This window comes from Streptomyces sp. NBC_00316 (assembly GCF_036158715.1).
GTDB lineage: Bacteria > Actinomycetota > Actinomycetes > Streptomycetales > Streptomycetaceae > Streptomyces.
In genome coordinates, this window is sequence record NZ_CP108024.1 from 612,115 (window position 1) to 631,982 (window position 19,868).

General features: G+C 69.4%; 20 protein-coding genes and 2 pseudogenes. 14 read left to right on the forward strand and 8 right to left on the reverse strand.

Annotated features, from left to right (window positions below; all coding sequences use genetic code 11):
- Nucleotides 1-72: 72 nt before the first annotated feature.
- Nucleotides 73-663, reverse strand: a complete 591-nt coding sequence (locus tag OG878_RS41735; RefSeq protein ID WP_328891919.1) for an N-acetylmuramoyl-L-alanine amidase — start codon at nt 661-663, stop codon at nt 73-75.
- Nucleotides 664-787: 124 nt separating this feature from the next.
- Nucleotides 788-1,633: a GH25 family lysozyme gene (locus tag OG878_RS41740; protein WP_328891920.1), complete on the reverse strand. Its 846-nt coding sequence runs from the start codon at nt 1,631-1,633 to the stop codon at nt 788-790.
- A 351-nt stretch (nt 1,634-1,984) separates the two neighbouring features.
- Here OG878_RS41740 and OG878_RS41745 point away from each other — a divergent pair, with 351 nt between their 5' ends.
- Both OG878_RS41745 and OG878_RS41750 read left to right on the forward strand, forming a co-directional pair.
- On the forward strand, nt 1,985-2,359 hold the full coding sequence (locus OG878_RS41745; protein ID WP_328892000.1) for a hypothetical protein: 375 nt from the start codon (nt 1,985-1,987) through the stop codon (nt 2,357-2,359).
- Nucleotides 2,272-3,141, forward strand: a pseudogene (locus OG878_RS41750) (Tn3 family transposase); the annotation flags it as partial. The gene OG878_RS41745 and the pseudogene OG878_RS41750, both read left to right, overlap by 88 nt.
- Nucleotides 3,142-3,510: 369 nt before the next feature.
- Here the strand turns inward: OG878_RS41750 and OG878_RS41755 are convergent.
- The gene (locus OG878_RS41755; RefSeq protein ID WP_328891921.1) at nt 3,511-3,804 is read right to left on the reverse strand and encodes a DUF1330 domain-containing protein; all 294 of its coding nucleotides are present in this window, start codon (nt 3,802-3,804) and stop codon (nt 3,511-3,513) included.
- A 258-nt stretch (nt 3,805-4,062) separates the two neighbouring features.
- Here OG878_RS41755 and OG878_RS41760 point away from each other — a divergent pair, with 258 nt between their 5' ends.
- On the forward strand, nt 4,063-5,061 hold the full coding sequence (locus tag OG878_RS41760; RefSeq protein ID WP_443049319.1) for a GlxA family transcriptional regulator: 999 nt from the start codon (nt 4,063-4,065) through the stop codon (nt 5,059-5,061).
- Nucleotides 5,062-5,233: 172 nt separating this feature from the next.
- Here the strand turns inward: OG878_RS41760 and OG878_RS41765 are convergent, their stop codons facing one another.
- Nucleotides 5,234-6,103, reverse strand: a complete 870-nt coding sequence (locus OG878_RS41765; protein WP_328891923.1) for a PhzF family phenazine biosynthesis protein — start codon at nt 6,101-6,103, stop codon at nt 5,234-5,236.
- A 549-nt stretch (nt 6,104-6,652) separates the two neighbouring features.
- Between OG878_RS41765 and OG878_RS41770 the strand changes: the two genes are divergently transcribed.
- Entirely contained in the window at nt 6,653-7,249 is a 597-nt protein-coding gene (locus OG878_RS41770; protein WP_443049312.1) for a zinc finger domain-containing protein, read from the forward strand.
- A complete protein-coding gene (locus OG878_RS41775; RefSeq protein WP_328891924.1) occupies nt 7,240-7,722 on the forward strand; it encodes a WapI family immunity protein in 483 nt (160 codons plus the stop codon). Before OG878_RS41770 ends, OG878_RS41775 begins: the two co-directional genes overlap by 10 nt.
- A gap of 485 nt (nt 7,723-8,207) precedes the next feature.
- Here OG878_RS41775 and OG878_RS41780 read toward each other — a convergent pair whose 3' ends face one another.
- Entirely contained in the window at nt 8,208-9,005 is a 798-nt protein-coding gene (locus OG878_RS41780; RefSeq protein WP_328891925.1) for a maleylpyruvate isomerase family mycothiol-dependent enzyme, read from the reverse strand.
- Nucleotides 9,006-9,612: 607 nt separating this feature from the next.
- On the opposite strand from OG878_RS41780, the gene OG878_RS41785 reads away from it, so the two are divergent.
- The 3 genes and pseudogenes from OG878_RS41785 to OG878_RS41795 all read left to right on the forward strand — a co-directional run bounded on the left by OG878_RS41785 (nt 9,613) and on the right by OG878_RS41795 (nt 12,117).
- Complete coding sequence (locus OG878_RS41785) at nt 9,613-9,852, forward strand: hypothetical protein (RefSeq protein ID WP_328892001.1); 240 nt, start codon at nt 9,613-9,615, stop codon at nt 9,850-9,852.
- Nucleotides 9,853-9,902: 50 nt separating this feature from the next.
- A pseudogene (locus OG878_RS41790) lies at nt 9,903-10,097 on the forward strand (IS5/IS1182 family transposase); the annotation flags it as partial.
- Nucleotides 10,098-10,515: 418 nt separating this feature from the next.
- The gene (locus OG878_RS41795) at nt 10,516-12,117 is read left to right on the forward strand and encodes a TROVE domain-containing protein (RefSeq protein WP_328891991.1); all 1,602 of its coding nucleotides are present in this window, start codon (nt 10,516-10,518) and stop codon (nt 12,115-12,117) included.
- A gap of 43 nt (nt 12,118-12,160) precedes the next feature.
- On the opposite strand, the gene OG878_RS41800 is transcribed toward OG878_RS41795, so the two are convergent.
- Nucleotides 12,161-13,252 carry an IS630 family transposase gene (locus tag OG878_RS41800; RefSeq protein WP_328885146.1) on the reverse strand — a complete coding sequence of 364 codons (1,092 nt, stop codon included), beginning with the start codon at nt 13,250-13,252 and terminating at the stop codon, nt 12,161-12,163.
- A 50-nt stretch (nt 13,253-13,302) separates the two neighbouring features.
- On the reverse strand, nt 13,303-13,632 hold the full coding sequence (locus OG878_RS41805; RefSeq protein WP_443049320.1) for a transposase: 330 nt from the start codon (nt 13,630-13,632) through the stop codon (nt 13,303-13,305).
- 252 nt (nt 13,633-13,884) lie between these two features.
- Between OG878_RS41805 and OG878_RS41810 the strand changes: the two genes are divergently transcribed.
- The 4 genes from OG878_RS41810 (at nt 13,885) to OG878_RS41825 (ending at nt 16,563) form a co-directional block, all read left to right on the forward strand.
- Nucleotides 13,885-14,322, forward strand: coding sequence for a hypothetical protein (locus tag OG878_RS41810; protein WP_328891926.1), 438 nt, complete (start codon nt 13,885-13,887; stop codon nt 14,320-14,322).
- Nucleotides 14,322-15,263, forward strand: coding sequence for a phosphotransferase (locus OG878_RS41815; RefSeq protein WP_328891927.1), 942 nt, complete (start codon nt 14,322-14,324; stop codon nt 15,261-15,263). The genes OG878_RS41810 and OG878_RS41815 overlap by 1 nt, the downstream gene beginning before the upstream one ends.
- 362 nt (nt 15,264-15,625) lie before the next feature.
- Entirely contained in the window at nt 15,626-15,841 is a 216-nt protein-coding gene (locus tag OG878_RS41820) for a hypothetical protein (RefSeq protein WP_328891928.1), read from the forward strand.
- Nucleotides 15,802-16,563, forward strand: a complete 762-nt coding sequence (locus tag OG878_RS41825) for a hypothetical protein (RefSeq protein ID WP_328891929.1) — start codon at nt 15,802-15,804, stop codon at nt 16,561-16,563. Before OG878_RS41820 ends, OG878_RS41825 begins: the two co-directional genes overlap by 40 nt.
- A 154-nt stretch (nt 16,564-16,717) precedes the next feature.
- On the opposite strand, the gene OG878_RS41830 is transcribed toward OG878_RS41825, so the two are convergent.
- Complete coding sequence (locus tag OG878_RS41830; RefSeq protein WP_328891930.1) at nt 16,718-18,511, reverse strand: adenylyl cyclase; 1,794 nt, start codon at nt 18,509-18,511, stop codon at nt 16,718-16,720.
- Between the two features lie 532 nt (nt 18,512-19,043).
- Here OG878_RS41830 and OG878_RS41835 point away from each other — a divergent pair.
- On the forward strand, nt 19,044-19,232 hold the full coding sequence (locus OG878_RS41835; protein ID WP_328891931.1) for a hypothetical protein: 189 nt from the start codon (nt 19,044-19,046) through the stop codon (nt 19,230-19,232).
- A 132-nt stretch (nt 19,233-19,364) separates the two neighbouring features.
- Nucleotides 19,365-19,811 (forward strand): hypothetical protein, encoded by a 447-nt coding sequence (locus OG878_RS41840; protein WP_328891932.1) that lies wholly within the window; start codon nt 19,365-19,367, stop codon nt 19,809-19,811.
- Nucleotides 19,812-19,868 lie beyond the last annotated feature (57 nt).

The following is a 19,868-nucleotide window of genomic DNA, read 5'->3' on the forward strand; positions in this document are numbered from 1 at the left end:
CGATGAGGGCGCTGGCGGCGATGAGGAGCGGCAGGGTGGGGGCGCAGCCTGCGGCGAGCACGCCCAAGCCGGTCAGACGGCGGCTTTGACGTACGTCATGTACTTGGCCCAATCCCAGTACGGACCGGGATCGGTGTGGTCCGTTCCTGGCACCTCGTAGTGCCCGATGATGTGGGTTCGGGCCTTGGGGATGCCGTACCGGGTGCAGATCGCGGCGGTGAGCTGCGCCGACTGTCGGTACATCACATCCGTGAACCAGCTCCGGTCGTCGACCCACCCCTCGTGCTCGATGCCGATGCTGCGGGTGTTGTAGCTCCAGTTCCCCGCATGCCAGGCGATGTCCTTCTCCCGGACGAACTGGGCAATGTAGCCGTCCGCCGAGGCGAGCATGTAGTGCGCCGACACCTTCCGTGCGGGGTCCTGGAAGATCCGCCGGGCGTCCTGGAAGTACTCCTGGGTGACGTGGATGATGACCCGGTCGATGGCATAGCTGGTGGGCCGGTTGGAGACGGTGTAGTTCGAGGTGCTGGCGGGGATCCAGTGGGTGGTCGGGTAGCTCGCGGCGCGGGCGGTGCCGGCGGTGAGCGGTCCGAGCGCGGTGGCAGCGGCGGCGACGGCCGCGCCTTTCAGCAGGCCGCGCCGTGACGGGTTCGCGATGTCCATGGGGGCTCCGTAACGCAGTCAGGGATGTGTGTGCGTTCGTGCCGTGCCGGCCGAGGGCGGGACGGGCCGCTCGACGGTCGTCAGCGGCCCGCCTGCCTGGGGGGCTGTCACCAGCCCGCGGCGGTCATGGCGTGTTGTTGGCCAGGGCCAGGAGCCGGTCGCGGGTGCCGTTGAACTTGTCGCGGTCCACGTTGCCGGAGATGCCCGACACCGTGCCGGTGCTGGTGTACTGCCACACCGTCCAGGCCGGGAAGCCGGTCGCGATTGTGGGGCTGGCGGCGGTGGTCCAGTGGGCCACCCAGAGCGGACTGCGGGTGGCCATGCCGCTCCAGCCGCCGGTGCAGGTGCTCCACCAGCTGGGGCTGGTGTAGATGACGATGTCTCGGGTGGTCCGGGTCTTGTACGTGTTGTAGAAGTCCAGGATCCAGTTGCGCATCGACGTCTGGGACAGGCCGTAGCAGTTGCCCTCGATGTCCAGCACGCCGGGCAGCGTGAGGTTATCCCTGGACCAGGCGCCGCCGTTGGAGGCGAAGAAGTTGGCCTGGGTGGCCCCGCTGGAGGCGTCGGGCCGGGCGAAGTGGTACGCGCCGCGGATCACACCGGCGTGGTAGGCGTTCAGGTAGTTGGTGTTGAACATCGGGTCCTTGTAGCTGGTGCCCTCGGTGGCCTTGATCCAGGCGAACTGCTTGCCGGAGTTGCGCACCGAGGTCCAGTTGATGGTCCCCTGGTAGTGCGAGACGTCGATGCCCTGGACGCCGTCGGTGGCAGCCATGGGACTGACCGAACCCGGGGCCGTTTGCGTGTTGTGCATGGTGACGCCCAGGTAGCCCGCGCCCAGCGGGATCTGGCCGCCCTGGGACTGCGCGGCCTGGGCGGTGCTGCCGGCCAGCAGGCCGAGGGTGACGGTGAGGGCGCCGAGGGTGGCGGCGGCGCGACCCAGTGGGGTTAAGCGGGATCTGGAGATGTGCATGGGGGACCTCCAAAGGTGTTGGTGGTGCGACCGAGCCCGGAGGGTGCAATGTGAGTTGTACACGTCAAAGCTACGCGCGTAAAGTGAGGCCGGGACGGCTCTGGCAGCCGCGTCGTGGTCACCAGGTACATCGCGACCCTCCGCGCCGGCACCGCCGTCCCCGAACCACCGCGGCCAATCCCAAGCCCCCGCCGGATCACCACTTGGATCATGCGGCGCCCGGAGGGCCTGACCGACAGCCAGCGCGACCAGCTTGACCGCATCTGGACGCCTGCCCCGACTTGGCACCGCCCGCGACCTCGCCCACGAGTCAGCCCCGCACGGCGGGCCTCGGACCGGGAACGCCTGGCGATGCTGCCGCAGTTGGCGAAGGCGGCCCGGACCCTGGCGAAGGCGTCGAAGATCCGCACCGAGGAGCTGGACCTGGTCGCCGAGCACGACGCGGACCTGGACGTCGCCGCGCTGTGGGCGGCGGTGGAGGAGGCGGTGCCGCGTACGGCGGTCTCCTCCGCGGTGGCGATGGTGGAGGCCCTGGTGCCGGAGGACGACGGGTCGGCCGAGGCGGCGATGCGCGCGAAGCCGGCCCTGCGCTACAACACCGTGCGCCCGTTCCTGTCGCTGCTGGGCGAGTCGGACGCGCCGGGATCGGCGCGATGGTCGTACGCGGCACCCCGCGCGACAGCCTCTACACCCTGCACACTCTGCCGAACCTCGACGGCGGGGTGAAGCCGGAGATGGTCGCCACCGACAACGCCTCCTACTCCGACATGGCGTTCGGCCTCTACAAGATGCTCGGCTTCCGCTTCGCCCCGCGCTTCCGTGACCTGAACGACCAGCGGTTCTGGCGCGCGGACCTGCCCGACGGCGACGAACCGTCGGGATACGGGCCGCTGGACGCAGTGGCCTGCAACAAGGTCAACCTCAAGCGGATCGTCACGCACTGGCCGGACATGCTCCGCGTCGCCGGATCGCTGATCACCAACCAGGTGCGCGCGTACGACCTGCTGCAGATGTTCGGCCGCGAGGGCCACCCCACGCCGCTGGGGGCCGCTGTCGCCGAGTACGGCCGGATCGACAAGACCATGCACCTGCTCGCCATGGTTGACCCGGTCGACGACACCTACCGGCGGCTGATGAACCGGCAGCTAACCGTGCAGGAGTCCCGCCACCGCCTGGCCCGTGCGATCTGCCACGGCGGCCGGGGCCAGATCCGCCAGGCGTACCGCGAGGGCCAGGAGGACCAACTCGCCGCGCTCGGCCTGGTCCTCAACGCCGTCGTCCGGTGGAACACCCGCTACCTGGATGCCGCCATCGCCCAACTCCGCGCCGAGGGCCGCGACATCAAGGACGAGGACGTCGCCCGCCTCTCCCCGCTCAAGGACCGGCACATCAGCTTCCTGGGCCGCTACCTGTTCAACATCAAGGCCAGCAGCCCCGGCCGGGACCTGCGCCCGCTGCGCGACCCGGATGCGCCCGAGCGGGACGAGGACGACGAGGCCCTGGACTGACCTGGGCTTTCCCAGGCTGCGCGCGTGTCATCCGCGGTCGCTGACCCGCTGCGCCTCGCCTTGATCTTCAACCTGTGCCACACGGTCGCGAGCCGGTAGGGTCAGCCCGCTCTGCGGTGATGGCCCGGACGCCTTCGGGCGGTTACAGCCCAGATGGATGCAGGATGCGCCCCTGGTCATCGAAGCCGTGTGTTCGCTGGACCGATCTGTCGTGTGAGAAGCGGTTCGCGGTTCGCTTCGGGCGAGCGTGAGTTTCGTCGACGAGGTCAACGAGACAGTCCAGCCGGCCCGGACCTCGTCTCGTGAGTCGTCGTTCAGCACCGTGTGCGTATCAGGTGACGCATGCTCAGCGATGGCTGAGCCCGTCGGTCAGTCAATGCCTTCGATGATGCGGAAGTCGCGCTCGACGCCGTCGGAGAGGACCACCAGCGCCTTCTGGTAAGCCTCGCTCTCGTATGCCGCGACGGCCTGTTCAAAGCTGTCGAACTCGATGAGAACGACGCGTTGCGTGATTCCGGCTTCGTGGGCGACGACTCGACCGCCACGGGACAGGAGCCGCCCGCCCCCAGCTCGGACGGCCGGACCGGCCAGCTTGTCGTAGGCAGTCAGCCTCTCAGGGTCGGAAATGGCGCGGTAGACACTGACCCAGTAGCCCTTAGCCATGGAACCTCCTGTGTTCGGTCGGACATGTCCGACTTCGAATTGACGCTCAGATTGCTCGATCCCGACGACGGCCCAGGGGGTCGAGGTTCTCAAATGTCTCCGTCGAGGCATGCCTCGATCCTTGCCGTTCGAGCCGGCCTCGGCCATGGCGGAAAGGTCAGCCTCCGATACATTCTCGCCATGCCCGTCCACCATGCCGCCCCCGGTACTCCCGGCGCCCGCGACCTAGCCGGTCGCACCGCCGAACTGGATCGCGCGATGCGCCCGGAACCGCGACCTGGCGCCCACAAGGTGGTCGTCCTCGTGCTCCACGGGATCTACCCCTTCGAACTCGGCATACCTCAACGGGTCCTGGGCTCCGCCGGTGGCCGCTACGAGGTGGTGACCGCGGGCGTGGACGGGAAGCCCGTGCGCACCGACTCGGACCTGACCGTCACCCCCGGGCACGGCCCTGAGGTGCTGGCCGAGGCGGACACCGTGATCATCCCTCCGTACGCGATCACCCAGGCCTCGGCCGCCGCCACGGACTCGAAGGCCCTGGATGCGCTTTCCCGCGTCCGGCCCGGCACCCGTCTGGTGTCGATCTGCAGCGGTGCCTTCCTGCTGGCCGGCGCCGGTCTCCTCGACGGGCGCCGGGCCACCACCCACTGGGCGCTCAGCGACCACTTCCGGGAACTGTTCCCCCGGGTCGAGCTCGACGCCGGCGTTCTTTTCGTCGACCACGGTGACGTGTTGACCTCAGCGGGGGCGGCCAGCGGCGTCGACGTCTGCCTGCACCTGCTGCGCCAGGACCACGGCACCGAGGTCGCCAACCAGGTCGCCCGCCTGTGCGTCGTGCCGCCGTACCGGGACGGCGGGCAGGCACAGTACATCGAGCGGCCACTGCCGCCGACGGGCGCAACCGGCACCGGGCCGACCCGCGACTGGGCATTGCAGCGGCTTGAACTGCCGCTGTCGCTGGACGAGTTGGCCGCACACGCGGCGATGAGCACCCGTACCTTCGCCCGGCGCTTCAAGGAGGAGACCGGTCTGAGCCCCGGCCGCTGGCTGACCTCGCAGCGGCTGCGGCGGGCCCGGCACCTGCTGGAGTCCAGCGATCTGCCGGTGGAACGCGTCGCCCACGATGTCGGATTCGCCACCGCCACCTCGCTGCGGCGGCACCTCGCGGCGGAGGCCGGAGTCGCCCCGTCGGCGTACCGTCGCACCTTCCGTGCCCCGGATCCGGCCGCCGGCGATGCGGGCTCCATTCCCACCTAAGGGCTGTCCCGTAGTCCCTGGTGGATCAGCGCGCGGCGTCAGATGCGGTGCATCGCAAGGCGGAGGGACGCCCGCATACTGGGCGTATACGGGCGTTCCGACAACGCGGCGAGGTGCCGTAGCTGTCGTCGTCCGCCCGCCAGGGGTTACGGGACAGCCCTTAGTCGTCGCCTCAGTGTCCGTCGCGGACCACCGCTAACCCGCCGACCCGGGTCGTGATGCCCGCCGGCCCGCGTCGGGCCGAAGCGAGCACGCTGGCCGGTCGACCGAGGGTGTCGCCCTGCTCCACCTCGATCGCGACCGTCTGCGCCCCTGTCGTGTCGAGCAGGTGGGCGGCCAGGCAGCCGGTGCTGTTGGCGTTGGCGACGTCCTCGTCGACACCGATCGCCGGCGCGAACATCCGCGCCGCACCCGGTCGGTCGCCTACCGGCGGTACGTACACGAAACAGCCGAGGAGCCCGTACCGCTGGCACGCCGCTGTCAGCCTGCCGAGGTGTGGGCAGACTCGGAGCAGCGCCGACCGGTCGTGGACCGGTACCAGCATGCGTGGTGCGCCGGGCGCGGCGATCCGTGGCGCGTCGGTCGGATGCGGATCGTCCGCGGTGAGCCCGAGCGCGGCGACGATCGCGGCGCGCTCGTCCGGTGCCGGGTGACGCAGCGCGACGAGGCCCTGGTCGAACCACACCTCGATGCCGGCGGAACGGCGGATCGCGACGGTGTCGAACGTGCGCCCGCCGGTGTGTTGGCGGTCGTTCAGCTCGCCCAGCGCGGTGCGGGTCAACCGGACGGCCTGCGCGGCAACGGTGCCGTGGCCGCAGCCGGACAGTTCGGCGGTGGCGGTGAAGAACCGGACCGGCCAGCCACCGTCCGGCGTCCGCCCTGGGCCGAGGAACGCCGCGTGCGAGGTGCCGGCCGCAGCAGCGACCGCACGCCGGTCCGCGTCCGTCGCCGCCGGGTCGTCGTCGGTGACGGCCGTGGGGCTACCGCCCCGGCCGTCGCGCCGCACGCACGCATCAACCACCGTGACATCCGGCCAGGACATCGGCCCACCTTTGACGCTCAACGAACCGGCAACCGCAAACGGCGTCCGCCGATAGCCGGACCTGGCCGCAACGGCCGACCGAACGCGTCCCGGAGCGTACCAGCCTGCCCCACCGCGGCCACGGCCAGCGTGCCGAGTCAGGGCCGGTCGAGCCGATGACCGGCTCGCCGGACGGGCGGCGGCCCCGTCGCCCTGGTCGGCGCCGAGGAGACATATCGACGATCGCCGGCGCCAATGGCCTGCTGAGACGAGAGAAACAGGTGGACCACGACTCGGCCGGCAGCATGCGCGGCCTTGCCTCGACCATGCCGGAACGAACCACAGAAAGATTCCCGACAGAGTCTCCCATTGGTGGGGCAGTCGGGGTGCTGATCCGTCATCGTCGCCGTGGCGGTCACCCCGACTCTCACAAACGGTCCTTTGCGCGAGCATGATCAAGAACGGGTCGCCGGACCCCGCACGACCGTCGATTGGTTCTCACAACCCGTTCTCACTCAAAAGCGGGACGGCCCCCTTCTGAGACTTGCATTGTGCGAAAATCCGGGGCCCATGACGGACCCTCAAACCCCTTCCCCGTCCGAGCAGTCGGACGCGGACGATGTCGAGCGGCACGCCTGCCCGAAATGCGACACGCAGCCCGGATCGCCGTGCCGCTCGCGCTCAGGAGCGGTCACCTCCGCCTACCACACCCGCCGCTTCACCCTCGTGCCCCGACTGAAGAAGGCACTGCGAGTTCCGACCCCGGCCGACCGTCGGCCGGGTCAGCCGTGGCGGCCCGGCACCCCGCCCCCGGCGCCGATCGACCCGGACCTGCCGAGCGCGGACATCCGTATCGGATACGCCCGCTGCTCAGCGCTCGGGCAGGAACTCGACTCGCAGCTGGACGCGCTCGCGGGGCACGGCATCCCGAGGGACAGGATCTTCAGCGAGAAGATCAGCACCCGCATCCGTGTACGCCCCAAGTTCGAGGAGGCGCTGGGGACCGCGCGGGAGGTCAAGGCGCACGCCCCGCACTGCCGGGTCATCTTCACCGTGCATCCTTCGCTCTCCTGCGGACGCTCGTCCTCGCCCAGCCGCCGTGCCCCGGAGCAGTCTCCTCACCTGGGATACCGAGCTGTATGTGACATCCTGCGACAGTGCTTTTGAGTGATCACGCAAGCAGCGTCGAGCTCTGCCTGCAGGGCCACCAGTTCCCCGCCACCCGGGGAAACTCGTATGACGACAACTGGCTGGTCATCGGTGGAAAGGTGACTACTCCCGAGGGCAGTTGGTCGTTCACTGATCCATGTCTGCTGACCGACGAGGCCCGTGAGGTGACCACCTGGCTGCGCGCGGTGGCGGCGGGGACAGTATCCGTAACCGGTCGGGATGCCGAAGGCGAGTTGTCCCCGGACACCTGGTTCGTCGAGCCGGTCCTGGCCTTCAGCCTCGCCGATCGAAGCGAGGACGGGGCGGTGATTCGCGTCCACCTGTCCTTGGAGGCTGCACCCCCATGGCAGCAGCGCGACGGGAGCACTGGCATTTACCAGTACGCCGTGGAGGTACGGGTGGATATGGATGCTCTGCTTCACGCCGCCGACCAGTGGGATCTTGCTCTCGCACCCTTTCCGCCCCGCTGACCAGCATCGTTTGACAGCGGACATCACGAAATATCTGCCACAGCCTCGAATTTCCCCACCCGCCGCTCAAGTGCTGCCCAGACATGCTCACTTGGATTCCCCACGCTGGAACAGGCGGTGGGTACACCGATGGCGAGAGCGGAGGTCGCCGCTGAGCAGGTTGGGGAGGAGAGCAGCTACCTATGGCCTACCCGACAAATGATCATCTGGCGGGTTCGTGGGACCAGGAACGCGGCCAGGGGCGCGACGCAGAACCGCCGGCTCGCTGGATACGGAGAGCGAGCCGGTCGGCGGTTGCCCGGCTATCGATGTACTCGTCTCTGATCGTGCGGAGGTCGTGAGTTCGAGCTCTGACCAGGTAGACGGTCGGCTTGGTGACGCCCCGAGGCCGCCTCGCGGGTTTGAGCCCGGTGCCGCGACCGACGAACCTGGCGAAGAGTCGTGTCCTACCGGCCCGAGGCGCGGCCAACCGCCCCCGCTACGTCCTACTCCTCCGGCTCCCAGGCGCGGAGCAGGTCGAGCAGCCCTGCGTCTCCGTCAACGTGCAAGGAGTCGGCCGGGATACGGTCGTACAAGTAGAGGACCAACTCACTGGCCGTGCCATGGATGGAGGCGCCGGCTGCGTCCGAGTCCTCGCCGGTCGCGGCAGTGGGCGCGGGGATGCGGGTGGAGCGTGCGCCGTCGCCGTCGACCGTGAGGCGCCAGGAGCGGCCCTCGGCGGCGTGGAAGTCGAAGGCCGTGGGCTTGTGCGGCCAGGCAATCGGCGTTGCGCAGACGGTGAACAGGAACTCCTCCACACCGTCGAGTGCCACCTCGACAGGCAGCGGCTGCGGGGCGCCCCCGGTGAGCTGGGCGTCGTACGTGTGCACCGCGGTCTCCTGGGCCCGGTGCCGGGCGATACCGCCGGAGGTTTGCGGTGACTGCGACGCAGGCCACCACGTCCAGCAACCGCTCTCCGGTCCTGCCTCGCGCAGGGCGCTCAGCAGAAGCTGCGTCGACGCGGCCAGCCAGGCCAGCAGGGCCTCACGCTCCCGCGGCACTTCCAGAGCGGCGCGCGCAGCGGTGGCCTCGGCCGGGGGAGCGTCGGCAGGCCCCGCGCCGACGATGGCGGCCCAGAAACGGTCTCCCCCACCCAGGTGCTTCACCAGATCGAACAGCGTCCACTCGGGGCAGGTCGGCACCTGTGCGTCGAGACTGGGCGCGGCGGCGACCGCTGCGCGGAAGGCGGTCGACCGTTCATCGATCAGTCGCAGCAGGTCAGGGAACTCAAGATTCTTTTCCACGCCGGATGTCTATCACCGTGCTCCGGTGATCGGACAGCGTTTTTCACAGTCGCCGCCGGTTGGCCATTGCGGACGTCCTCGCCTCCCACCACTCGGCTGACAAGCTGCGCACTGCTGCGAGGACGCTGGTGGTGACGGTACGCCAGGCGTCGTGCCTGTGGGTGCTCTGGCCTCGCCGCACGGCCGGGCACCTCGGCGACGTGACGTCCACCCGGTGCGCGCGGTCATGCTGCCGCTCGATGTGATGGACGCGGAGGTCACGACGGCGGGGGAGGACCGGTCCGGTCGAGAGTTCATGTCGCGCCAGGAGAACCGGCCGGGACGGGTCCGGCGGGTCCGGCGCCGCCTGGGCGCTGGCGGGGGCCGGGGACACCAGCCACCCGGCGACCCGAGCTTCCACCGCAAGGCATCGCTGTTGCAATGGCAAGTTCAACCGCAACCCCGTCCACAACCTCCAGGCACACACCGTCGAGCTCCCCGTCTCCGCGACCACCGCCTACGCCGCCTGGCAACTCTTCGGCGCGGCCTCATTCATCGCCAGCTGGTGGCTGCGCGCCACCGGCGCCCGCCCAACCCGGGCCCTGTGGGGGGGGCTTGCACCACCGGAATGATCTGGGCCGCCTCCCCAGCCACCGGCCGCACCGTCGCCGCCGGCCTTGCCGTTCTTACCTGGGCTGCCGTCTCCACCCTCGCTCTGCGCGGCCTCAGCCTGCGTTCCTCGTCCTTCGTCCACGTCCACAACGACCTCCAGTCCCCGCCCGTCCACGTTCGCCCCGACATCCACGTCCCCCGGCCCGTCGTCGAACGCGTGGAGATCAACGGCCGCGAACTCCGCTCCGCCGACTGACCGGCCTGACCGCTGCCCGTCCGGCCCGCGCATCCCGCGCGGAATCGTCCCCCCAGCCGAAGCGATGGAGCGTCGAGCAGACCTACGGGATCCTGATACTGAACCGGCGCCTGGTCCGCGACTACCAACACCACCCGGCCTCCTCCGTCTCCCGCGTCTACTGGGCGATGACCCACACCATGACCCGCCGGCTCACCGGCACGACCACCCCCACCTGGCACGACCCGCAGGCGGTGCCCGCATGAACATCCAGCCCCTGCTCGACGCGCTCGACATCCAGGAGAAGCCGCCCTCACGCGGGGGGAGTCCCGGCGGGCGAGCCCTTCGCGGGCTGACACCGCCCCTGCTTGTGTGCCCCGCATGGCCCTCCCTCCCCGGGCCCACGGCGCCCGTGTCGAAGTCCGAGAACGGGCCTGCGTTAATCGTTGGTGTGTGACCCTGTGGCCCTTGTACGTTGGCATCGCGACCGCGCCTCCGATGCGCTCGGCTGCGGCTACTTCCTTCTGACAACCAAGTGACGCCGCCGCCCTCTTTGATCTCGGCAGGCGCGGGCGTCTTCGCCCCACGGGACCTTTCGGCCGGGGCCGTCCAATCCTTTGAATCCGGGGAGATTCGCTGCCTCGTTACACCCCACGCGTCTCCAAGATCTGGCCCGAGATGCTCATGGCCCCGCACGTCTCGGCGGCCGCCCGCTCCCTGCCCCCACCACGGCTCCATCATGGGCCCGCCAGGCCGGACTTCCGCACCTATGAGCGCGGCCCAGCCTTCGCCCGGGAGCCCCGCGAGGAGCTCTTCCTCCTTGCGGTCGGCAACTTCGTCTCCCAGCGAACCTTTTACGAGAGTGGTGAGGAGCGGGACGACCGGTACACCCGTCTCGTCGGTGAACTCGCTGTCCAGGACCCCGTGTGGACGGCCGCCCTGCTGCGCTGGCTTCGCAGCGAGGGCAACATGCGCACGGCGTCCCTGGTAGGCGCCGCCGCGTACGTGCGGGCCCGGCTCGAGGCTGGGGCGTCCGGAGGCCCGTCCAACCGGTCCGTGATCGACTCGGTGCTCCAGCGCGCCGACGAGCCCGGCGAGCTGCTCGCCCACTGGATCTCGGAGTACGGGCGGAACGTGCCGCAGCCCGTGAAGCGGGGCATCGCCGACGGCGTACGCCGGCTGTACACGTCTCGGTCCCTGCTCAAGTACGACACCGCGTCCAAGGGCTTCCGCTTCGGTGACGTGCTCAACCTGGTGCACGCCTTCCCCGACCCGGACAAGCCCTGGCAGGGCGCGCTCTTCCGGTACGCCCTAGACCGCCGCCACCACCCAGAGCAGGCGGTTCCGCCGACCTCCGACCACGTGCTGACCGCCCACCGGGCACTGATGGAGTCGGCTGCAGACGAGCGGTGGGCGGTAGTGACCGGGCCGGGCGGCCCCGAGCGGCTGGCCGCAGCGGGCATGACGTGGGAAGCCCTGGCAGGCTGGCTCCACGGGCCGATGGACGCCGCCGTCTGGGAAGCAGTGATCCCCACGATGGCGCCGATGGCGCTCCTGCGGAACCTGCGGAACTTCGACGAGGCGGGGGTCTCGGACGAAGTCGCGGCCCGGGTCGCCACACGGCTCTGTGACGCCGTCGAGGTCGCCCAGTCCCGGCAGTTCCCCTTCCGCTACCTGGCTGCCCACCAGCACGCGCCGTCGCAGCGCTGGTCAGTCGCGCTGGAACGGGCACTGGGCCACTCCCTGGCCAACGTACCGTCCTTGCCCGGCCGGACTCTGATCCTGGTGGACCGGTCCGACTCCATGTTCTGGGACACCGTCTCCGAGCGGTCCAAGCTGACTCGGGCGGACGCGGCGGCTGCGTTCGGGACCGTGCTGGCCATGCGTGCCGAGCAGGCAGATCTGGTGGAGTTCGGCTGGCGCAGCGCAGAGGTGCCGTTCGAGCCGGGCGAGTCGGCGCTCGAGGTGCTGAAACGGTTCCACAGTCTCGGAGGTACCCACACGGCGAAGGCGGTGCGGACTCATTACCGGGAGCACGACCGGGTCCTGATCGTCACCGACGAGCAGGCCGCCTCCTACGGTCTGGGCGGGGGCGGGCCGGCCGAACCGGTTCCGGCCGACATTCCGGTCTACACGTGGAACCTGGCGGGGTACCGGCCCGCCCACGGCCCCACGGGCCCCCACCGGCACACCTTCGGCGGCCTCACGGACGCCGCGTTCCGGATGGTCGGCCTCATCGAGGCCGGCCGCGAGGCCGCTTGGCCATGGACCGCTGAGCTGGCCTGATCCGAAAGACACTAGTGTCCCGAGTCTTAGGAGCACTACATATCTAGGATTTGGGGTTCGGCAGGCGGTTCAGGTAGCCGGCGAGGCGTTCGAAGATCTCGTCGGCGGATCTGGTCCAGGTGAACGGCTTGGGGTCTTCGTTCCAGTGGGCGATCCAGTCGCGGATGTCCTTCTCCAGCGCTTGTACGTTCTTGTGGACGCCGCGGCGTATCTGCTTGTCCGTCAGCAGTCCGAACCAGCGCTCGACTTGGTTGAGCCAGGACGAACTGGTGGGCGTGAAGTGCATGTGGAAGCGCGGGTGCGCGAGCAGCCATTTCTGGATGGCGGGGGTCTTGTGGGTGGCGTAGTTGTCGCAGATCAGGTGGACGTCGAGCTCGGCGGGGACCTCCTTGTCGAGCTTGGCGAGGAACTTCTTGAACTCGGCGGCGCGGTGGCGGCGGTGCAGGGAGCCGATGACCTCGCCGGTGGCGGTGTTGAGCGCCGCGAACAAGGTGGTGACGCCTCCGCGCAGGTAGTCGTGGGTGCGGCGCTCGGGCATGCCGGGCATCATCGGCAGCACCGGGGCCGAGCGGTCCAGCGCCTGGATTTGCGATTTCTCGTCGACGCAGAGCACGATGGCGCGCTCGGGCGGATCGAGGTACAGGCCCACAACGTCGCGGACCTTCTCGACGAACTGTGGGTCCTTGCTCAGCTTGAAGGTGTCGACCTGGTGCGGCTTGAGGCCGAAGGTGCGCCATATCCGTGAGACCGTCGACTGGCTCAGCCCGCTCTGCTTCGCCATCTCGCGCGTGGACCAGTGCGTGGCGCCCTTCGGCGTCGCCTCCAGGGTCCGCACGATCACGTCCTCGACCTGCTCGTCGGTCACCGTGCGCGCCGGGCCCGGCCGCTTCTCGTCGGCCAGGCCCTCCAGCCGGTTGGCCGCGAACCGCTTCCGCCATGTGGCCACCGTGGTCGGGTGGATCCCGAGGTCCGCGCCCACCGCAGTGTTCGACAACCCGTCAGCGCACGCGAGGACGATCCGGCAGCGCAAGGCCAGAGCCTGCGCGGACGTCGCCCGCCGTGACCAGCGCAGCAACGTCTCCCGCTCGTCATCCGTCAGGACCACTTCGACCGTCGGCCGACCCATGCGCGCCATGAGCCAAGCATACTTCTAAAGCTTTCCTAAGACTCGGGACACTAGAAAACTCATGAAGATCTTGGTGAGGGGTAGTCCGGCCGTAAGCCGGGCGGCCCTCGGTCTATGCGGTGGCCGGGTTGATCGTCCAGGCTCCGTCTGTGCGGGTGAGTCCGAGGTTGATCAGTCGGTGGAGGTTGAGAGCGGCGGATCGAGTGGAGCCAGATGTTGTTGGCGATGGTGCCGCGGTAGCGGAGTTTGCGGTTGCCGTGGTGGACGAGCCAGGCGACTGCGCGTTCGATCGGTGGTCGCCAGCGGCGGTAGTCGGCCTGCCAGTCGGAGTCGGTGGCGGCTTGGTGACGGGCGGCGGTCTGGAGGTCGTGGTGCGGACGGAAGGTCAGGTGCGTCCACGACGTCTACATCCCGATTCACCCCAACGAACACATCACCCCTGCTGAGCGGGCGGACAGGGAACGCGTCTGTGAGACGGGTCGGTGGCTGGTCCGACATGGAACCGACCGCTGTTCAATAACCGTGGGGCTCGCCCTGGTCGCTGCCGTGGGAGCGGTCACGGCCTGGTCCTGGACCCGCGGGCCGGCGTGCACATCGCCGTGCTGGCCGCTGCTGCCCGGTCCAACACTGGGCAGCCGGTGATGACGGTCACCGAGAACGCCGCGGCGAACGTCGCCGCCTACGGGGCCATGTTTCGGACGCACAACGCAACGCGGCTGCGGTACGCGCTGCACGGGCGCATCCCGTACCACGACACCGCGGCGCTGCAGCGGCTGTGCGAGGTGCACCGCGTCAGCCCGGCGCAACGAGAGCTGTTCCTCACCTGGTTCCTGCCACTGTGCTCACTGCACATCCGGGCGGGCATCACTCAGGCACAGCTCCCGGGCCTGCTGAAATTCTGGCGCCGCGCCCACCTGGCCCGGCCGGACACACCCGGGAGTGACGTCCTCACCAAACTGCGACGCCACATCGCGGCCGGTGATATGCGCTGGGTCATGGACGTCCGGCCCCTGTCTCAGGCCATCCCTGACTACCCGGTCACCCACGGCTTGGCCAAGGAGCCGAAAGGAGCGAGCTGATGAACGAGAACAACTGGCGGTTCGTCAAGAAGCGGACCGCCGACGACGGCGCGGTATACGTCTCCGCCGACAAAAGGCGCTATCGGCGCACCGGCGGAGCCGAGCTCCAAGCGGAGGCAGAATTCCAGCGCAGGATCGCGGACCTTAACTACCCGGTCCCGCACGTCCTGGAGGAGGGCGTCACCGACGACGGCCACTACTACGTCGTGGAGGAGTCGCTGGGCGACCAGACCCTGCACGACCGGGCAGTGGCGTCGCTGGACGGCGGCCGCACCCTGCCCGACGACGTCGCCGACACCGCCGCGCAGATCGCCACCCGGCTGCTGCACGCACAGGCCGCCCACCTGGTCCATCCCACGCCCGGCACACTGCGGAAGTGGCTGGACAGCGCCGGGTTCACCCAGAACGTCTTCCACGAGAACCCCGACCTGGACAACGCCCGGACACACGCCGCGCTCGATCACGCGCTGGTCCACCTCGACACGGTTCCGCTGGTGCAGGGCCACCTCGACTACGGCCTGCCCAACGTCCTGCCGGCCGGGGTCATCGACTGGCAGCACCACGGCCTGGTGCCACTCGGATACGACGTCCTCCCGGCCCTGGAAATCATCGCCTTCAAGGGCGGCAACAAGGGCTACACCGCCAGCCCCGGCCAGCGGCGCCGCTACCTCGCCGTACTGGACGACGCGAGCCTGAACGCAACCGGACAGCCGGTCAGCCAGAACCTGGGCGCATACCTGCTCGTCAAGGCCCTGTTCTTCCTCGCCCTGATGCGGCCCACCGCCCCCTCCCGCACGGACAAGCACCTGAAGTGGCAGTACCGCCGTCATCTCTTCACGAAGGGACTCGAGCAGTATGAGCACACCGGGACGGTCGATACCGCCCTCTTCCCCGGCCTCGAAGAGTTCGCCGCCGGGCACAGCGCTGGCCACCATCCGTGACCGCGACTACCTCCTGGACCGCGCCGGGGTGATCTTCAAAGTCATCGGCGATGTCCATCCCGGCACGCACTTCCTGGGGTACGTCAAGTACTACCCGGACACCCGCGGCGACCGGGTGCTGTTCGGACGGACGTACCGGCAGAACAGCGTCGTGTCCGAAGCGTTCGGAATCCTCGCCGACCGGCCCGAGTGCTACCTCTACTCCCCGCCGTGGGGTGCGTCAACACCGGCGTGCCCCGCGAGGGCATCGTCACCCACTACGCGTGCCGCCAGACCCTCGCCGCACCGCACCAGGCCCCCGGCCTCCTGGACGCAACAGCGGTCAGCGAGGACCTGCTCGCCATCATCAACTGGATCGTCGCGTGGTCGGCGCCTGCAACGCCCGCTCCGACATCGATCTGGTCTGCTACGGGACGCGTGACTACGAGGCGGCGCAAGCACTGTTCGCCGAACGCGCTCCCATCCACCCGTACGAGGGCGAGACCCTCACCCGGCTGTACGTGCGGCGCGCCAAGTACATGGTGGGGGAAGCTTCGACGTGCTCATGCGCCAGGAGGCCCGCAAACTGCAGGGCCTGACAACCGGTGCGGGGGCGCACATCAACTGTGAGCCGCTGAGGGCCGACGGCGACAAGACATTCGCCGGGGTGGTTGCCAAAGAGGTAGGGGCCATCTCCGTCCTTGCCCGGATCACGGATCACTCCGAGGGCCTGGTCACGCCGGCGCTCTACGGGATCGAGCTGGACACGGTCACGGAGTCCACGGTCGACGAGCCGCCCGTGTTCGCCCGCCGGATCACCCACCTTCGCAGCTACCTCGGTGCGTACCCCGGGGCTGCGGATGCGAGTGCGACGACACCTGGCGCAGGTTCTGGCCACCGGCCACCGAACCCGGAGCCGTCCCGATCACCACCATGCGCCACCCAGCCGCCCCGGTCACCGCCATCGGCCTCCTCCCCAACCCTGACCACGGCGAACCTGCGACCTGGGCGATCTACTGAACTCGACACCGACGCGCACTGCGGCTGGCTCTCATGCATGGCCGACGCCAACGAAGAGGCAGCCGCCAGCCGCGTCTACGACACGCTCGCTCCCGCCACCGACCGCGTCAGCAACGTCCGCGACGCCAGCGACCCTGCGGGCGACGTCACCACCGGCATGATCTGGGCCGCCTCCCCCGCCTCCGGCCGCACCCTCGCCACCGGCCTCGCCGCCCCTGGCAGACGGTGCCGGCCTGACGTCCTTGTCGCTCACTGCGTAAGCCGACCAACCGCACTGCCCCGAGTTTCCTGGCTGCCCTGAAGCCGGGCATGTTCGTCTCGGCAGACAGGAGAACACAGGTCCTGCCCTCAACCCGGCCGGCGAGCGCCTCGCACACCTTCCGTCGGGCCCCGCGGTGACCGTTATCGGGCGGGTCCTTGGGGACCGCGCCCGATCACGTGGCAGCCGCGGCCCGTCAGACGCTCGCGACGCCGTTCGTGTAACTCTTCATGTTGAACGTGCCGAAGCCGTTCTGCACGGGGTCACCGGTGTTGTTGATGCAGTGCAGGATGCCGCCGCCGCCCGCGCCGTTGAGGCAGACGGTCATCAGCGAGGTGAAGACGACGCCGGGGGTGTCGGGGACCTCGTAGGCGCGGTCGGTGTAGATGTCGGCGTTGAGGTTGAAGAAGCAGTAGCTGCCCAGGCCCCAGGCGTGGTGCTCGGTGACGTGGTCGCCGACCTTGTAGGCGGCGTAGCCGTTGGTGTTGCCGTGCTTCCAGGCGGACTGCGTCGGGACGTCGTAGGGGTGCTCGTTCTGGAAGAAGTAGGTGCGGCCGTGGTTGCCGTTCCAGAGCACCTCGTACTTCTGGTGGTGCTCGACGAACAGGCCGTAGGCGGTGACCCGGTCGCCGTTGACGAGGAAGCCGGTGCCGGCGGGGTTGACCGACCAGCCCACCGTGCCGTCGAGGCCGTGGTCGGCACGCCAGGCCCAGACGTGGTCGACGATCACGTCGTTGCTGTCGATCTGGATGCTGACCTCGGTGCCGCCGGCGACGGCGCCGCCGATGCGGGGGAAGACGTCGAAGAGCGCGGTGGGCCGGTGGGAGTGGTTCCTCCGGCTGAAGCTGTTGCCGACGCGGAGGAGGACGGGGGACCTGGGGGAGGCGGCTTCGAGGATCACGCCGGCGACGGAGACGTCATCGACGTCGGCGACCTCGATGAGCGAGTTGCCGTGGACGGCCTGGAGGGTGGCCAGGCCCAGGCCGAGGACGACGGTGCCGGGCCGGAACACCAGCAGCGGGGCGGACAGCGGGTAGACGCCTGGCGTGAACAGGAGGTGCTTGCCGAGGGCGAGCGCCAGGTTGATGGTGGCGGCGGAGTCGCCGGGCCGGGCCACGTGGAAGTCGGACAGCGGGATGCTGCGGCCGGAAGCCGGTCCGTGGGCCCAGGAGGTGCCGGTGCTGTTACGGCGCAGCGCGGGCACGAAGACCTGGTAGTCGCCGTGGCGGTCTACGGTCAGGAACGGCTTCTCCCGCACGACCGGGGTGCGGTCGACGGTGGTGTAGGGCGGCGTGGGGAATGACGTGGCGGGGGCGCCCTCGACGCCGACGAAGACCATGTTCCAGTTGGAGCTGGTCCAGCTGCCGATGGTGTCGTTGCGCGACAGCCACTGCTGCTGCGAGCCGGAGTTCACCTGGCCGTCCACCACGCTGTCGGCCAGGTAACCGCCGCTGGACCATCCGTTGCCGGGCGGGCTCGGCATCAGGTTCATGTCGCCCTTGACGTGGACGCGGCGCAGCGGGGCGGCCTGGGCGACCGCCCAGCGCTCCAGCCCGTCCGGTGGCACGATGGTCAGGTTCTCGGCGGACCGCCAGAAGTTCTGGGTGCCGTTGCCGTTGAACCACTGGGCGTCGACCGTGACGTGCCCGTTGATCACGACGTCCGAAGGGCTCTCGCCGAGCCCCAGGACGTGGGTGTAGAACCCGACGTTGACGTCGACGTTGTAGGTGCCGGGCTTGAAGGCCAGGGCGTACCGCTCGGTGCCGAACTGGTTGGGTGCCTGGGCGGCGAACACGGCGTCGACCTGCGCCTGGATCGCCGCATCGCCCATGGACGGGTCGAAGACAAGGACGTTCGGGCCCAGATCGACGGGTCTGTGCGCGGGCGACGAGGCAAAGGCCGATCCGGTGGCGATGCTGCCGGCGAACGGTATCGCGGCTGCAGCGGCCGCGCCGCGAAGCACGGAACGGCGACTGGGAATGACGGACACGGCTCTCCCTGAAGGGGTGGATGGGGAAGGACAATGCGGCTGGTCCCTAACCGCGAGAGAGCGCTCTCAGAGACGAAGTGAATCATCGCGGCTATGCAGCGTCAATAAAGGGAGTGTCAACTTAACGGCTGATCAGGGTTGTTGAGGTTCTAGTTGTCGGCGGGGGGCAGGCGTCCTTCGAATGCGATCTGGAAGGCGTTCAGTGGGGCCTTGCAGCGCATGGTCCATCTCGTGCGGTCCTTGCCGCCGCCTCGCCGCTCTGCCACCGCCACGGCGCGAAGGCCCGGCCGCTCACCGAGGCCGAGAAGAAGCGCAACCGCGAGCTCCTGGTGCTCGCCCAGCACACCCCCCGACCCCGCTCCCCTCGCACCGAAACCCTGGCGGAGGCCAGCTGAAGGACACCAAGCACTGCGCCGTCGACGGCTGGGTCGACGCGATACCCGCCCCCGGCCCCCGCGGCACCGCCACCTTCGACCTGATCGTCCGCCCGGCCGACGCCGACACGATCGCCCAGGACGCCCCCGACACGGTCGTGGCCTGCACCAGCGGCGACCCCCGGATCACGCACGAGCTGCTTGCCGGCATCCAGCCTGGCGACCGGCTGCGCGTCACCGGCACCCTGGTTCAGCCGCCGGCGCCTGTCGAGCGCGCCCGGCTCACCGTCGACGCCCTGGAAGTCCTGGACACCGCGCTCATCCCGGCTATTGGTATCCCCGGCTAATGGAAGCTGCGGAGTGCGTCCCGAGAGAGACACGCGGACTCACCGACCTCTGCAGATGTCGGCTGGCACGCGTCGACACTGCTGGCGCAACTGCTTGCCCGGCACGGGCGGGGCACCGAGGCCATCGAGGTGATGCGCGCGCTGGACAGCGCCGAGGACTGGGTCGTCGACCTGCTGTGCGGACTGTTCGCCACCGAGGGCCGCGCCGAGGAGGGCCTCGCCCACCTGGACACCCTCAAGGCCCGGCGGGGCGAAGAGGAGTGGGAGCTGTTCCGGCTGCGGGGCCCGATCCTGGCCGCCTGCGGACAGCTCGACGAGGCGGTGGAGGAGGCCCGGGTGCATCCCGAGGGCGGGCGTCCGTACGCGGCGGAGCACCTGGCCGGCCTGTTGGCCGAGGCCGGACGCCCGGAGGAGGCTGTCGACTTCCTGGACGCAGACCGCATGGACCACCGACGGACTCTCGGCCCGCTGCTGGTGGAGCTGGGCCGAGTCGAGGAGGTCGTGGCGCTGCTGCGGACACCGCGCCCCGCCGTACCACTGCCGGAGCCGACGGGCTACAGCGACTGTCCGCCCTTCTAGTACTAGCTACGCAGCAGCACCGGTCGGGGAGCTGTCCTCGTGATCCAGTAGCGTCCG